The 14,837-nt window shown below is 55.8% G+C and carries 15 protein-coding genes and 2 tRNA genes; 11 read left to right on the top strand and 6 right to left on the bottom strand.

Annotation, left to right across the window (positions count from 1 at the left end; translation table 11 throughout):
- Positions 1-251: 251 nt before the first annotated feature.
- Positions 252-950, top strand: a complete 699-nt coding sequence (ispD, locus tag BM205_RS17645) for a 2-C-methyl-D-erythritol 4-phosphate cytidylyltransferase (RefSeq protein WP_092416172.1) — start codon at positions 252-254, stop codon at positions 948-950.
- 31 nt (positions 951-981) lie between these two features.
- Positions 982-1,470, top strand: a complete 489-nt coding sequence (ispF, locus tag BM205_RS17640) for a 2-C-methyl-D-erythritol 2,4-cyclodiphosphate synthase (RefSeq protein WP_092416171.1) — start codon at positions 982-984, stop codon at positions 1,468-1,470.
- Positions 1,471-1,480: 10 nt separating this feature from the next.
- On the opposite strand, the gene BM205_RS17635 is transcribed toward ispF, so the two are convergent.
- Both BM205_RS17635 and ompR read right to left on the bottom strand, forming a co-directional pair.
- Positions 1,481-2,821: a sensor histidine kinase gene (locus BM205_RS17635; protein WP_092416170.1), complete on the bottom strand. Its 1,341-nt coding sequence runs from the start codon at positions 2,819-2,821 to the stop codon at positions 1,481-1,483.
- Between the two features lie 51 nt (positions 2,822-2,872).
- Positions 2,873-3,628, bottom strand: coding sequence for an osmolarity response regulator transcription factor OmpR (ompR, locus tag BM205_RS17630; RefSeq protein ID WP_092416240.1), 756 nt, complete (start codon positions 3,626-3,628; stop codon positions 2,873-2,875).
- Between the two features lie 170 nt (positions 3,629-3,798).
- Here ompR and BM205_RS17625 point away from each other — a divergent pair, with 170 nt between their 5' ends.
- Positions 3,799-4,089: a hypothetical protein gene (locus tag BM205_RS17625; protein ID WP_092416169.1), complete on the top strand. Its 291-nt coding sequence runs from the start codon at positions 3,799-3,801 to the stop codon at positions 4,087-4,089.
- A 233-nt stretch (positions 4,090-4,322) separates the two neighbouring features.
- On the opposite strand, the gene BM205_RS17620 is transcribed toward BM205_RS17625, so the two are convergent.
- Both BM205_RS17620 and BM205_RS17615 read right to left on the bottom strand, forming a co-directional pair.
- A tRNA-Arg gene (locus tag BM205_RS17620) sits at positions 4,323-4,399 on the bottom strand.
- A 76-nt stretch (positions 4,400-4,475) separates the two neighbouring features.
- Positions 4,476-4,552, bottom strand: a tRNA-Arg gene (locus BM205_RS17615).
- 289 nt (positions 4,553-4,841) lie between these two features.
- Between BM205_RS17615 and BM205_RS17610 the strand changes: the two genes are divergently transcribed.
- The 5 genes from BM205_RS17610 to BM205_RS17590 all read left to right on the top strand — a co-directional run bounded on the left by BM205_RS17610 (position 4,842) and on the right by BM205_RS17590 (position 9,345).
- Positions 4,842-5,384 (top strand): iron transporter, encoded by a 543-nt coding sequence (locus BM205_RS17610; RefSeq protein ID WP_092416168.1) that lies wholly within the window; start codon positions 4,842-4,844, stop codon positions 5,382-5,384.
- 60 nt (positions 5,385-5,444) lie between these two features.
- Positions 5,445-5,765: a cupredoxin domain-containing protein gene (locus BM205_RS17605; protein WP_092416239.1), complete on the top strand. Its 321-nt coding sequence runs from the start codon at positions 5,445-5,447 to the stop codon at positions 5,763-5,765.
- 123 nt (positions 5,766-5,888) lie between these two features.
- Positions 5,889-6,719: an FTR1 family iron permease gene (locus BM205_RS17600; protein ID WP_092416167.1), complete on the top strand. Its 831-nt coding sequence runs from the start codon at positions 5,889-5,891 to the stop codon at positions 6,717-6,719.
- A 4-nt stretch (positions 6,720-6,723) separates the two neighbouring features.
- Positions 6,724-8,127, top strand: coding sequence for a 4Fe-4S binding protein (locus BM205_RS17595; RefSeq protein ID WP_175511308.1), 1,404 nt, complete (start codon positions 6,724-6,726; stop codon positions 8,125-8,127).
- Between the two features lie 198 nt (positions 8,128-8,325).
- Complete coding sequence (locus BM205_RS17590) at positions 8,326-9,345, top strand: bile acid:sodium symporter family protein (RefSeq protein ID WP_092416165.1); 1,020 nt, start codon at positions 8,326-8,328, stop codon at positions 9,343-9,345.
- Positions 9,346-9,355: 10 nt separating this feature from the next.
- On the opposite strand, the gene BM205_RS17585 is transcribed toward BM205_RS17590, so the two are convergent.
- Together BM205_RS17585 and BM205_RS17580 are read right to left on the bottom strand one after the other, a co-directional pair.
- On the bottom strand, positions 9,356-10,405 hold the full coding sequence (locus tag BM205_RS17585) for an NADP(H)-dependent aldo-keto reductase (RefSeq protein ID WP_092416164.1): 1,050 nt from the start codon (positions 10,403-10,405) through the stop codon (positions 9,356-9,358).
- Between the two features lie 76 nt (positions 10,406-10,481).
- The gene (locus tag BM205_RS17580; protein WP_092416163.1) at positions 10,482-11,762 is read right to left on the bottom strand and encodes an MFS transporter; all 1,281 of its coding nucleotides are present in this window, start codon (positions 11,760-11,762) and stop codon (positions 10,482-10,484) included.
- Positions 11,763-12,128: 366 nt separating this feature from the next.
- On the opposite strand from BM205_RS17580, the gene BM205_RS17575 reads away from it, so the two are divergent.
- The 3 genes from BM205_RS17575 to BM205_RS17565 all read left to right on the top strand — a co-directional run bounded on the left by BM205_RS17575 (position 12,129) and on the right by BM205_RS17565 (position 14,835).
- Positions 12,129-12,332 carry a cold-shock protein gene (locus BM205_RS17575; protein WP_014005790.1) on the top strand — a complete coding sequence of 68 codons (204 nt, stop codon included), beginning with the start codon at positions 12,129-12,131 and terminating at the stop codon, positions 12,330-12,332.
- Positions 12,333-12,622: 290 nt separating this feature from the next.
- Positions 12,623-13,780 carry an ABC transporter substrate-binding protein gene (locus BM205_RS17570; RefSeq protein WP_092416162.1) on the top strand — a complete coding sequence of 386 codons (1,158 nt, stop codon included), beginning with the start codon at positions 12,623-12,625 and terminating at the stop codon, positions 13,778-13,780.
- Positions 13,781-13,944: 164 nt separating this feature from the next.
- On the top strand, positions 13,945-14,835 hold the full coding sequence (locus BM205_RS17565) for a branched-chain amino acid ABC transporter permease (RefSeq protein ID WP_092416161.1): 891 nt from the start codon (positions 13,945-13,947) through the stop codon (positions 14,833-14,835).
- The last annotated feature ends 2 nt before the right edge of the window (positions 14,836-14,837 follow it).

The following is a 14,837-nucleotide window of genomic DNA, read 5'->3' as shown; positions in this document are numbered from 1 at the left end:
TGGCATAAATCTTGGCATACAGCGTGACATACAGCGGCACAAACGATCGTGCGAGCACGGATATGGTCAAAAAAAGCCGCAATACGCCTGATTTGACAGTTAAAATTCAGAGCTGCATTATAAACCACGGGCATAAATGCCGATTCTTACGGCTCAGGACATGGTGTCGCTAGCATGCAACCATTTTTTTACCCTCATTTTTGCCATGCATTCATGACATTTTCTCAGAATTACCAGCGAGTCCATTGCGCATGAATCCTTCACGCTATTTTGCCCTGATTCCTGCTGCCGGCATCGGCGCCCGTCTTGGCGCGGACGTCCCCAAACAGTATATGCCGCTGGCTGGCCAGCCGATGCTGGCGCATGTCTTGACGACCTTTGCCGCGGCTAGCGTGATCAGCCATGTTTTTGTGGTGGTCAGTGCCGATGACGGCTATATAGGTGAACTGATGGCTGCCGCGCCGCATTTGCAGGGACGGGTCAGCGTACTGTTTGATGGCGGCCCCAGCCGTCGGGAATCGGTATTGAACGGTTTGCAGGCGATTCGGCCACTGGTTGGCGATGACGACTGGATGCTGGTGCATGATGCTGCCCGGCCCGGCTTGACTGCCGGCTTGATCGAGCATTTGATAGAGACGCTGCAAGATGATCCGGTAGGCGGTCTGCTGGCGCTGCCGGTGGTTGACACCCTGAAGCGCAGCGATCGGAACGCACGCGTGGAGCAAACCGTGGAGCGCACCGCATTGTGGGCCGCCCAGACGCCGCAAATGTTTCGCTATAGCCTGCTTTTGCGGGCATTGACGTTGGCCGAAGCAGTCACCGATGAGGCTGGTGCGGTTGAATTGCTGGGCCTGCAGCCGCGCCTGGTTGAAGGCAGCCCGCGTAATTTCAAAGTGACGCTGCCGCACGATGTTGCATTGGCAGAGATGTTTTTAAAGGAAAAATCGTGAAATCAATTACGTCGTATTCAAAGGAGCACGCATGAGCTACCCCGGATTTCGCATCGGCCAGGGCTACGACTGCCACGCCTTGCAGGCCGGCCGGCCATTGATTATCGGCGGTGTGACGATTCCGCATAAAACAGGCTTGCTGGGACATTCCGACGCCGACGTGCTGCTACATGCAATTATCGACGCATTGTTTGGCGCCGCAGCCTTGGGTGATATCGGCCGTCATTTTTCCGACACCGATGCACAGTTTGCCGGCGCCGATTCACGCAAATTACTGCGCGAAGCAGTCAGGCTGGTCGGTGCGGCCGGTTACGCTGTCGGCAACATAGATTCCACCATCATTGCGCAAGCGCCGAAGATGGCGCCGCATATTCCGTTGATGGTGGCGCAGATTGCCGCCGATTGCGGGATTGCCGCGAATCAGGTCAATGTGAAGGCGAAAACCAATGAAAAACTCGGGTATCTGGGCCGGGAAGAGGGGATCGCAGCGGAGGTGGTAGCTTTGCTGTTTCCGCTGTAATTAAGATGGTCTAGGTTTTCAACTGCAGTTCGATCTGGGTAGCCAGGCCGCCGCCTTCGCGGTTGCTGACACGCAATTTGCCGCCGTGCTGCTTGACAATCCGGCTGACGATCGCCAAGCCCAGGCCTGAACCGTTGGCTTGTCCTCGCGCGACATCGAGTCGCGTGAACGGCCGCAACAGGCGGTCGATCTCGCTGTCCGGCACGCCAGCGCCGTGATCGGCAATATTCACGATGACTTTGTCCTGGCGGATATGGCAGCCGATGTCGATCTCGACGTAGTCGTCGCCGTCTTTTTTTCCGTAGCGGCGTGAGTTTTCCAGCAGATTTTCAAATACGCGCCTGAGTTCGGTTTCGTTGCCGAAGACATAGACATTAGGCGTGATGCTGGATTGAATCCGGACATCGGTCTGGCGTGTAGCCGTTTGCGCCACGTTATCGATCAGCTCGCTGAGGTTGATTCTCTCGAAACTGCTGGTATCCGTCGGCTTCGCATAGTTCAGAAACTGGCCAATGATGCCGTCCATCTGCGCCAGGTCGGATTGCATGCCGGTGCGCGCGTCATCGGACAGGTTTGCCATTTCCACTTCCAGCAGCATACGCGCCAGCGGTGTGCGCAAATCGTGCGAAATGCCGGCCAGGATGATCGCGCGATCCGATTCGATACGTTGCAAATCATTGACCATCTGGTTAAAGCTGCGATTGGCTTCTTCAATTTCGGTCGGCCCGGTTTCGGGCAGCGGTTCGGGCCGTATGCCTTTGGCCACCGCGCGTGTAGCTGCGGTAAGGCGCGACAGGGGCTGGTTAATCAGGGTAGAAATAAACATCGCCCCCAACAGCGACAGCACCAATGCAACGCTGGCCCATTGCAACCATTGAATGCCGGAAGTGCGGTCAAGTCGCTCGCTGTCGAGCATCAGCCAGTATTCGTCGCTATCGATCTTGAAGCTGATCCAGAAGCCATCGATATCATTGACCTTGGATGAAAACCGGGTTTGGTTGCCAAGGCGCGCCCGGACTTCTCTTTCGAGGTCAGGCATCAGTGCGTTATCGGGGGGCGGATCGATTTTGTCGGTGTCTTCCAGCGGGTAGATCCGGATGCCTTCATTGCTGGCCAGGTCGAACAATAGCTCGCTGCGCAAGTCCGGTGCGGAATGGGTGAGGGCGGCCCGGGTGATGGTGACGATGGAGATGATTTGCGCTGCGATCTGTTGCGCGCGAGGCCCCCGTTCAACGATCCTGAAGCTGGCGACCCACGTCACCATGCTGACCGTGATCAAAAAGGCGAGCATGAAAAAGGTCCGCCAGAGCAGACCGCTTTTCAGCCAGGCCAACCGGTTAGTCGTTACCATGCGGCCGTTTGATACGAGTATTGCTGAGTGGAAATGTCGCGCACACTGACATCAACGCGGCTGGCCTTCGGGAATGAAGACGTAGCCGAGTCCCCATACGGTTTGTATGTAGAGCGGGCTGGCCGGATCGGGCTCGATCAGCTTGCGCAGGCGCGAAATCTGGACGTCCAGGCTGCGGTCGAATACTTCGTACTCGCGGCCGCGCGCCAGCTCCATTAATTTTTCGCGGGACAGCGGTTGTCGCGCGTGCCGCGCAAATACCTTGAGTACCGAGAATTCGCCGGTGGTGAGCGGAATAGACTCGCCATTTTTTTTCAATGTGCGTGTGCCGAGGTCCAGTACGAATTCGCCGAACTCGAAAGACTGCGGTGTCTCCGACGGTGCACCCGGTAATTCGTCCGGACCTTTGCGTCGCAGCACGGCGCCGATGCGCGCTACCAGTTCGCGCGGATTGAATGGCTTCGGCAGATAATCGTCGGCGCCCATTTCAAGTCCGACGATGCGATCCACATCCTCGCCTTTGGCGGTCAGCATGATGATCGGCGTCTGGTCGCCGGCGCCGCGCAAACGGCGGCAGATCGCCAGGCCGTCTTCGCCCGGCAGCATCAGGTCAAGCACCAGCAAGTCGTAGCGTTCGCGTATCCACAACTTGTTCATCGCCTGGGCGTTCTCAGCCGTGACCACCTGGAAGCCTTGCTCCGTCAGGTAGCGCCGCAGCAGATCGCGCAATCGAATGTCGTCGTCGACCACCAGGATTTTATGTTGGTGGGTTGTGCTCGTTTGGTTTTGGGTGTTGATCGTATTCATGGTCATATGGTAACGTCAGAGTGCGCATCAAAAGTGCAGTAAATGCTTGTGGATTACAAAGTGTTACACACTTTACTAAAAACGTCTTATGCCAATTAATAGAGGAGCTTACACTCAATTTGTGGCGATTAAATCTTAACCGTTATCCAGAGCTCACAGAAGAAGTCCATATGATGAAGATGTTTCGGAAAATCAGTGTTTGTTTGTTGTTGCTATCGGCAATGATGAGCGCCTCTGCACGTTCCGACCGGGCGCCGGATGATCGCGGAGAACGCCGCGCGCCGCCGCCATCCCAGTATGAGCCGCAACGCGGCCAGGCGCCGGAGCCGCAATGGCAAAATCGCGGGCGGGAATCTGATCCTAATGAAGGCGGGCGTGGCAGGATGTCGCCGGATGACCGGCGCGCATTGCGTCAGCAGATCGACAGGGCTGGCCGCGATATTTATCCGCAACGGCGCTGATGCTGAAGGCCAGGAAAAATTAAAGATGCCAATTTATATGGCGTAGCGAACCGAACCGGTGATGAAGATCACCGGTTTTTTATTGGGTGCAGCTTTTGAAAAAATGAATCGGGGGAATGTTGTGCTCTGCGCGGATGTTGTGCCGGTAGATCAGGCTTTGGCAGGGGAGGTAAAAACAGGCGACGTAAACCAGAAAGGGGTTGCAAGATTTCTCTTGCAACCCCTCGTAATACTGGTGCGGCTGGCAGGAATCGAACCCACGACCCCTTGGTTCGTAGCCAAGTACTCTATCCAGCTGAGCTACAGCCGCGAAAAACAAAATTATATAAGGCTGGATGTTAACCAGTAAGGGGTTGCAAGATTTCTCTTGCAACCCCTCGTAATGCTGGTGCGGCTGGCAGGAATCGAACCCACGACCCCTTGGTTCGTAGCCAAGTACTCTATCCAGCTGAGCTACAGCCGCGAAAAACAAAATTATATATTAGCTTTGTTAATTTTGGAAGAGGAAAATATTTAAAAAACTTAATATTTCTTATCGCTTACAGAGGTAAAACACTTTTTCTGCTTGCTCTCAACCAAGCTCGCTACTATGACACAGACATTGCGCATTGGGAAGCTTTTTTTCTATTTTTGTGCCGGCGATTTTAATCTTTCTAACTTCCCGCGCCAGGTCGCCGCGAATTTCGTCGGATGCTATAATTAAACAATAATCATTATCATTTGTAATTAGTAGATTGAGAAAGGTTGATGACATGAATGTGAAATTGCTTACGGCGGCTGTGTTTGTTTCGATTGGTCTTGCCGGTACTGCTTCGGCGGCTGAATACCCGATCGGCAAACAGCAAATCATGAACGGCCTGGAGATTGCCGCTGTTTACTTGCAGCCGATCAAAATGGAGCCGGAAGGCATGATGCGCAAGGCAGAGCTGTCTGATATCCATGTCGAGGCTGACATTCGTGCAGTGAAAAACAATCCGAACGGTTTTGCAGAAGGCGACTGGATGCCGAACCTGGTCATCTCTTATGAATTCACAAAAGCCGGTTCGACCCAGGTAATCAAGGGCGACATGATGCCGATGGTGGCTAGCGACGGTCCGCACTATGGCGATAACGTCAAACTGGCAGGACCGGGCAAATATACATTGAAGATGATTATTTCCCCGCCGTCAGCCAATGCCGGCGCGCATTTCGGCCGTCATGTAGATAAGGAAACCGGTGTCGGCGCCTGGTTCAAGCCGTTCACGGTGGTCAACGAATTTACCTTCGCTGGCGTCGGTAAAAAGGGCGGGTATTAATTCACTATGAAATCTGCCATGAGATTCTTATCGGAGAGCACCGTTGTGGCGTCAGGCAAGATGCGCGGCTTGGTCGGTATCAGCCTGCTGGTGGTAGCGGCGGTTTCAGCGGCCGCCGATTTGCCGACCTTCAAGCTGGAAATGAAGGATGGCGTTTTGAATCCGGCGCGGATAGCGGTTCCAGCCGGCCAGAAAATAAAAATCGAAATTCATAATCTCGGCCAGTCGGCGGCGGAATTTGAAAGCGTCCAGTTGCGCAAGGAAAAGGTGCTGGCGCCAGGCGCGCAATCTTTTGTGGTGATTGCGCCGCTGCAGCCGGGCGAATACAAATTTTTCGATGATTTCCATGCGCAGGCGCAGGGTGTGATCGTCGCCAGGTAAATCGCTCTCTATATATAGAGCCGTGCAATATTTTAGAGTTAGTCGTTTTTTGTTGCGGGACGGGAGCGAAGAGTCGCCATGGCATGGCGCATTGCTCCACCCGCAATTGACTGGAGATAAGTGATGGGTCAGGTATTGTTCATCGTCTGGCGCGAAAGCGTCGAGGCGTTGCTGGTAGTCGGTATTTTGCATGCATGGCTGAAAAATGGCGGCGAAGCTGCGCGCCACGGTTTGCCTTATCTGTGGAGCGGCGTCGGCGTCGGCATTCTAGGCGCGATTGGCCTCGGTGCGGCGTTGCTGGGTTTCAGCGAGCTGCTTTCCGGCGATGCCCAGGATTACTTCCAGATCGTCATGGTGATATTGGCCGCCATATTGATAGTGCAGATGGTGTTCTGGATGCGCAAGCATGGCCGTACACTCAAGCGCGAAATGGAAACCTCGCTCAGCGCGAATCTGCAAAACGCCAACTGGTGGGGCGTATTTGCGCTGGCGGCATTGGCGATTGCGCGCGAGGGCAGCGAAACCGTGATATTTCTATACGGGCTGGGCCTGGCGCAACATGGCGAAAGCGCCGGGGCCATGATACTGGCCGCTGTGCTCGGTTTTGCGCTGGCGTTCCTGACTTTCTATCTGTTGCAGCTCGGTGGTAAAATTTTCTCCTGGCGCCGTTTTTTTCAGGTTACTGAAATTATCTTGCTGTTCCTCGCTGCGGGTTTGCTGCTGACCGGTATCGAGCGATTGATGTCGCTGGATATTATTCCGACGCTGGTCGATCCGATATGGGATAGTTCACGCTTGCTCGACGACACGACTTCCTTTGGCAATCTGGTTTCCACATTGACCGGCTATCGCGCGCAACCGGCGCTGATGAGTTTGCTGGTGTATGTGGGATATTGGGTGTGCGTTTTGTTATTCCTCAAGCGAGCCAGGCCGCAGGCAACCCCAGCTAAATAATCTGATGAATACTTGTGCAACTCCCCAAACAAGACTTTCCCGCGTGGCTGACTGGATGCGGGACCATGCGAAACTGATTCGCTGGGTGCAGTGGGGGATTGTGGCGGTGTACGGCTTGCTGATTCTGGTGCCGATCTTTTTGCCGCTGCCGGACGAGACCGCACACATCTGGTCGAACCTGACCTTGATCGCCCAGTTTGCATTCTGGGGCATCTGGTGGCCGTTCGTGCTCATCAGCATGGTGTTGATGGGCCGCGTCTGGTGCGGCGTCCTGTGTCCGGAAGGCGCGCTGACCGAGTTCGCCAGCCGCCATGGCCGCGGCAAAGCCATTCCGCACTGGATGCGCTGGGGCGGCTGGCCGTTCGTGGCATTTGCGCTGACCACCATCTACGGCCAGATGGTGAGCGTCTATCAATATCCCAAAGCGGTGCTGCTGGTGCTGGGCGGATCTACCGTCGGCGCCATCATCGTCGGTTACCTGTATGGCCGCGACAAGAGGGTCTGGTGCAAATACCTGTGTCCGGTGAACGGTGTATTCGGCTTGCTGGCGAAACTGGCGCCATTCCATTACAAAGTCAACGAAACCGCCTGGCGCGCCTCATATGGCACCCACAGCCACACACAAGGCCGTACGGTGATTCCAGTCAACTGCGCGCCGCTGGTGCCGCTGCGGGCCATGAAAGGCGCTGCCGATTGCCATATGTGCGGCCGCTGCAGCGGTCATCGCGATGCGATTGAATTGACCTGGCGCGCGCCTACCGAGGAAATCGTCGAACACGGCAAACAGCAAAACAGTTTGTGGGAAAGCGCCCTGGCGCTGTATGGCCTGATGGGGATTGCGATTGGCGCGTTCCACTGGTCGGCCAGTCCCTGGTTTGTGCAGGTCAAGCAAGCTATCGCTACCTGGCTGATCGACCGCGACATCATGTGGCCCTTCGATACGCATGCTCCGTGGTGGGTGTTTACCAATTATCCGGCGCAGAACGATGTATTCAGCTGGCTCGACGGCGGCCTGGTGATCGCCTATATCCTCACCACCGGCCTGGTGCTGGGTACTGCCCTGACATTGTTGTTCGCACTGGGCAGCCGTGTGCTTGGCGACTGGGACCGCAGGCGTTTCAATCATCTGGTGCAAGCCACGATCCCGTTGGCCGGCTGCGGTGTGTTTGTCGGCTTGTCGGCGACTACCGTCAGCTTGTTGCGCGGCGAGCATTTGCCGATTTTCTGGGCGAACGACTTGCGCGCCATCCTCCTGATCGGCACCAGTTTGTGGAGCGTCTGGCTGGCCTGGCGTGTGACCGGCCGCTATACAACATCGTCTGCGCGCCGTTTGGTGAGCATGGCGCCGGTGATTGCCGGCCTGGCCCTGGTCAATTTTGCCTGGCTGCTGATGTTCTGGTTGTGGTGAAATCCCATCGTTTTTAAAACATAACCCAACAATTCTTCGTCGCTTGGGTTTTAGTGCGTAAAATGAAGGTTGTTATCCCGTCTATCTATCCCGTCCATATTTGGCCAGTCCCGGCGCTTTCCTGATCGCTGAGATGGCTGGCGGTGGCGGGGAAACCTTCAGGATACCCTTTCAACTTTAGCGCACGTTTCCTCTATCATGGTTCGCCCACGTTTTTTACCTGACAACTTCACGTTGTTATTGGTTACCACGGTTCTTGTCGCCAGCCTGTTGCCGGCCAGGGGCCAGGTTGCAGTGTCCTTCAACCTGATTACTACGCTGGCCATCGGCTTGCTGTTTTTCCTGCATGGCGCCAAGCTGTCGCGCGAGGCAGTGGTGCAGGGCGCGCTGCACTGGCGCCTGCATTTGACGGTGTTGCTTGCCACTTTCGTATTGTTTCCATTGCTCGGGCTGCTGTTCAAGCCGGCATTGCTGCCGCTGGTGACGCCCGATCTGTATCTCGGCATCTTGTTCCTGTGCACCTTGCCGTCCACGGTGCAATCGTCGATTGCCTTCACCTCGGTCGCCCGCGGCAATGTGCCTGCGGCGGTGTGCAGCGCATCTGCTTCCAACCTGCTCGGCATATTCCTGACGCCGGTGCTGGTCGGACTGGTGGTTGTGGCGCACGGACAGAGCAAGGGTTCGTTCGAATCCATCATGAATATCGTGATGCAGTTGCTGCTGCCTTTTGTTGCCGGCCAGATAGCTCGCCGCTGGATCAGCAAATGGCTGGACAAGCACAAGATTATCTTGAAGGTGGTGGATCAGGGCTCGATCCTGCTGGTGGTTTACACCGCATTCAGCGAGGCCGTGGTGCAGGGTTTGTGGCAGCAGCTGCCGCCGCTGTCCTTGCTAGGTTTGATTGTGGTCGTCACGTTGTTACTGGTTGCGATGCTGAGCACCGCGACCTTCGCCAGCCGCCGACTCGGTTTCAACAAGGAAGACGAAATCACGATCGTGTTTTGCGGCTCGAAGAAAAGCCTGGCGAGTGGTATACCGATGGCGAAAGTCTTGTTTGCCGGGCACACCATCGGCATGATCGTTTTGCCCCTGATGCTGTTCCACCAGATTCAATTGATGGTTTGCGCCGTGCTGGCAAAACGCTATGCGGGCCGTCCGATTGAAATAGCAGCCGGCGGCCCGCCGCCGGTCTGGTCCGACGTAACTCCTGAAGATTAAGTCCGGAGGATTAAGGAGCAGGGTTAGGCTGGCGCGAGTGGATCAGCTCAATCTCGTGCAAGATATCTTCGCTCAGCGTCAGGTTGATGCTGCCGAGATTGCTTTGCAATTGTTTTAGCGTAGTGGCGCCAACGATATTGCTGGTCACGAACCCGCGGCTGTTGACGAAAGCCAGCGCCATCTGTGCCGGATCCAGCCCGTGTTTTTGCGCCAGCGCTACATAATCGCCGATAACCCGGTCGACTTGCGGATTGGTATAGCGACTGAAACGTTCAAACAAGGTGAGGCGGCCATCTGCCGGCCGCGCCCCGTTCAGGTATTTCCCCGAAAGCACGCCAAACGCCAGCGGCGAATAAGCCAGCAATCCGACCTGCTCACGGAAAGCAAACTCCGAATGGCCGATTTCAAACGTGCGGTTAAGCAGGCTGTACGGATTCTGGATGCTGACCACGCGCGGCAAATCAAATTTTTCCGAAGCCTTGAGAAACTGCGCAATGCCCCACGGCGTTTCGTTTGAAATGCCGATGTGGCGTACCTTGCCAGCCTTGATGAAGTCCGCCAGGATGGTCAGCGTTTCTTCGATCGGCACCGTGTCTTCATCTGCAATGTGGCTGTAATTCTGGGTGCCGAAGCAATTCACGCTACGGTCCGGCCAATGCAACTGGTAGAGATCGACGTAATCCGTCTGCAACCGTTCCAGGCTGCCGTTCAAAGCTTCGGTCAAACCCTTGCGATCGAAATTATTGACGCCGCCGCGTACGTGGCGCGGGTTGTGCGGCTTGCGTGCCGGCCCGGTAGCCTTGGTGGCGATCATTACTTCGCTACGCTTGCCGGATTTTTTCAGCCAGCTGCCGACATAACGTTCGGTCGATCCTTGGGTCTCGGGGCGTGGCGGCACCGGGTACATTTCCGCGGTGTCGATCAGGTTGACGCCGTGCGCCAGCGCCAGGTCGATCTGCGCATGCGCTTCTGTTTCGGTATTTTGTTCACCCCAGGTCATGGTGCCGAGCGTAATCTGGCTAACCTTGAGATTGCTTTGTCCGAGTTCACGATATTGCATTGTTGCTTCCTTTGCTGCCGGGGACTGAGAGTATAGCTGGAACCCCGTTTTACTGCAGGGCGCGGGCCGCCTGCAGCTAGCTGGTTGTTGCCGTTGCCGGCGGCGCCGGATTGACAGGTGCAGCCGGATTGGCCAGTTTGTCCAGGCCCAATAAAGCGGGGAACAACCGTATCCACAGCGCCACCACGGCGATCGTGCCGATACCGCCCAACAGTACCGCCGGCACCGGGCCGAGCCAGGCCGCAGTGATGCCAGATTCAAATTCGCCCAGTTGGTTCGAAGTGCCGATGAATACAGAATTGACGGCGCTGACGCGACCCCGCATATGGTCCGGCGTTTCCAGTTGCACGAAGGATGAGCGCACCACCACGCTGATCATGTCGGAGGCGCCGAGCACCACCAGTGTCGCCAACGACAGTACAAATGAACGGGACAGGGCGAAGACGATGGTTGCCAGGCCAAACACGGCAACCGCAATAAACATGCTGCGGCCGACACGTCTCTTGAGCGGCCGCCGGGCCAGGAAGATCGCGGTTGACAACGCGCCCACCGCCGGCGCCGAGCGCAGCAGGCCTAGGCCGAGCGGGCCGGTGGCGAGAATGTCGTGGGCGTAGATCGGCAGCAGGGCAGTGGCGCCGCCCAGCAGGACAGCGAACAGATCGAGTGAGATGGCGCCAAGGATGGCAGGCCGGCTCTTGATAAAGGCAATCCCCGCAAGCAGGGAGTTGAGGGTAGCCGGTTCGCGTCGAGGCAGGATGCTCTCAATCCGGATCAGCGACACCAGCAGGCTGGCAGCAATGAACAGGACGCTGCTGCTTGAGTACACGGCGCTCGGGCCGAACACGTAGATGAACCCGCCCAGGGCCGGACCGATAATCACCGCGGTTTGCGTGGCCGATGCCGACCAGGCGATCGCGCGCGGCAGCAATCGGGCTGGCACCAGTCCGGGCAGCAGCGCCTGTAACGTGGGCGATTCAAAAGCATGTGTGGCGCCGATCACGAAGACGATGGCAAAGATGGCGTCCTTGTCGAGCCAGCCGTAAATGCTGCCAAGCGCCAGGGTTGCGGCCGCCGATCCTTTCAGGAACAGGCAGATGCGTGCAATCTTGCGGCGGTCGTAACGGTCAGCGACATGGCCGACCAGCAAGGCCAGGAACAAGGCTGGAAGGAATTGCACCAAACCGACCATGCCGAGATCGAAAGCGCTATGCGTGAGTTGATAGACTTGCCAGCCGACGGCGACGATCTGCATCTGATTGGCGACGGTGGAGGCGACACGCGCGCCCCAGAACAGCGTAAACGGACGGTGGCTCAGGATGGATTCTGATTCGGGACTGCTGGAGGCGGGGCCTGTCATGTGGGGGCTGGAATTGGTGCAAGGCCATAGAATATTCCTTTCCGGCAAAAAAAGCAGCTGTAGCAGGATGGGCGCATTTGTTATGGGTATTATTTATATAGGCAAGACGTGAAGTAAGGCATGGATATAGGGTAAAATCACGTGTCGAAATTATTGGGTAGAACAATCGGATTGCGCAGTCAAAAACGCAACTCTTTCTCCCCGCGCAACTTTTATTTGCGTACCGAGTGTTTTAAGTGAAATTATCGGTTATAATGGGACATCGTTTAAGATTCGAGCTAGTAGTGCAGTATTAGTCTGTCATTTCTTTCTTGCTTCAAACGATCTAACGGGCGACAGCCCAACTTAACTGAAATAGGAAATGTAATGGCAACTGGTATCGTAAAGTGGTTCAATGATTCGAAGGGTTTTGGTTTTATTACTCCTGACGAAGGTGGTGAAGATCTGTTCGCGCACTTCTCCGCAATCAATTCTTCCGGCTTCAAGTCGCTGCAAGAGAACCAACGTGTTTCTTTCGAAGTTACTGCTGGCCCAAAGGGTAAGCAAGCTTCGAACATCCAAGCTATCTAATTCATAGCTCACTCAGTTGAAATAAACTGAGCATCGTAAAAATCCCTGGCTTGCCGGGGATTTTTTTCGCCTGTAGCAAACGTAAAGACACTGCCTGCAGAAACGTATAACGACTATAAGACCGGAAAGACGGAGGTTGTCAGGAAGCTGTAAGGGTGGCCTGAAATGCTGAGGCATCTGTATATCAGATAACATATATTGCAGTATCTGGATCACGTTTTACCCTAAGAGGGCTGCCCGGTTTCTGCGAATGCCGGCGCTCACCAATATAAAAACACGGAGGAGACGACATGAACTACATAAGCAAAGCATGTGTGGCAGCGGCATTGGTAAGCTGGACGCTGGCCGCAGGTGCTGCAGAGCCGATTAAAATTGGCGTCACAGGTCCATTCACCGGCGGTTCGGCGCCTATGGGCGTATCGATGCGTGACGGTGTCAAGCTGGCGGTTGCAGACATCAACGCCAAGGGTGGTGTGCTGGGGCGCCAGATACAATTGGTCGAGCGCGATGACGAAGCCAAGAATGAACGCGGCGTCCAGGTTGCGCAAGAACTGATCAACAAGGAAAAAGTGGTCGGCACGGTCGGCTTCATCAACACCGGCGTCGCCCTGGCTTCGCAGCGCTTCTATCAGGACGCCAAGATCCCGGTCATGAATAATGTCGCCACCGGCAGCATTATCACCAAGCAGTTCGTGGCGCCGGATCAAAAAGATAATTACGTATTCCGTACCTCTGCCAACGATACGATCCAGTCGGCGATGATCGTCGACGAAGCGGTGGTTCGTCAAAAACACACCAAGGTAGCGATCCTGGCCGACTCGACCAACTATGGTCAACTTGGTCGCGAAGATCTGGAGAAAGCCTTGGCTGCCAAGGGCATCAAACCGGTTGCAGTTGAAAAATACAACCTGAAAGATGTCGACATGACTGCCCAGCTGCTGAAGGCCAAGCAAGGCGGCGCCGAGGTGGTGCTGACTTACGGTATCGGCCCGGAACTGGCGCAGATTGCCAACGGCATGGAAAAGCTCAACTGGAAAGTGCCGATCATCGGCAGCTGGACCTTGTCGATGGGTAACTTCATCGACAACGCCGGCAAGAACGGCGATGGCGCGCGCATGCCGCAAACCTTCATCCAGGATGGCAACACAGCCAAACGCAAGGCCTTCATCGAAGCCTATCAGAAAACCTACAAGATCGATCGCATGCCTTCCCCGGTGTCGGCAGCACAAGGCTATGACTCGATCTATCTGCTGGCAGCAGCGATCAAGCAGGCCGGCAGCACCGACGGCGTCAAAGTGCGTGAGGCGCTGGAAAATCTGAATGGCACCGTGGAGGGTGTGGTGACCAATTACACCAAGCCTTATACCCATGATGACCACGAAGCGATCAAGCCAAACATGGTGATGATCGGCGAGGTCAAGAATGGCCGTGTGGTATTAGCCAAGTGATAGGAGGCCGGAGCGCAGCGTTGTCTGTTGCGCTCTGCTCCGGCCAAACATCCGTTTGAGCGATACGGGTTCCAGCCTGCGCAGTAAGCCGGCTGGACTTATTGCGTCAAACGGCAGTATTGTCTTGCCGAACTTCGGCTATCGCTGTCTCTTGGATCTATATCATGGAAATTCTGCTGCAACTCGTCTTCAGCGGTATCGCGCTAGGCATGATCTACGCGGTGATCGCTTTCGGTTATCAACTCACTTTCGCCACTTCCGGCACCCTCAATTTTGGCCAGGGCGAGGCACTGATGCTGGGCGCGCTGGTCGGGCTCAGCCTGGTCGGCAATATCCACGGCGGCCCTTATCTGAATTATTGGCTGATGATTCCGGTGGTGATTGCATTCGGCGCGCTGCAAGGCGTTGTGGTCGAATGGATCGGGGTGCGTCCGGCGCTCAAGATCAAATCGGAGTTCGGCTGGATCATGTCGACCATTGCGCTGGCGATCATCTTCAAGAACGTCGCTGAAAACATTTGGGGTAAAGACGACCTGACATTCCCTTCGCCGTTGTCTTCCACGCCGTTCCAGGTGTTCGGCGCCAATGTCCAGCTGATGCAGATTGTTGTGGTCGTGGGCGCGCTGGCGATGATGCTGGCAGTCGAACTGTTCAATCGCAAGTCGATTTACGGCAAAGCCGTGGTAGCGACTTCTAACGATCGCGATGCCGCCGGCCTGATGGGTATCAACACCAGCATGGTGATTACGTTTTCCTACGCTTTGTCATCGGCGACGGCCGCCTTTGCCGGCGTGCTGGTAGCGCCGCTGACACTGACCGGCGCCACCATGGGTACTGCGCTGGGTTTGAAAGCCTTTGCGGTAGCGATTATCGGCGGCCTGACTTCGGGCATGGGAGCGATCGTCGGCGGGCTGATCCTGGGCATTGCGGAGACGCTGACCGGGTTTTATATCTCGACCGGATACAAGGAAGTGCCGGGCCTGGTGCTGTTGCTGCTGGTGCTGGCCATCAAACCGGCAGGCTTGTTCGGTAAAACAGCGATCAAGAAGGTGTAAAT

The sequence above is a fragment of the Collimonas sp. OK307 genome (genome assembly GCF_900113705.1).
Taxonomy (GTDB): Bacteria; Pseudomonadota; Gammaproteobacteria; order Burkholderiales; family Burkholderiaceae_D; genus Collimonas.
The sequence above is the reverse complement of the archived record's forward strand: the minus strand, read 5'-3'. Positions and strand labels throughout refer to the sequence as shown.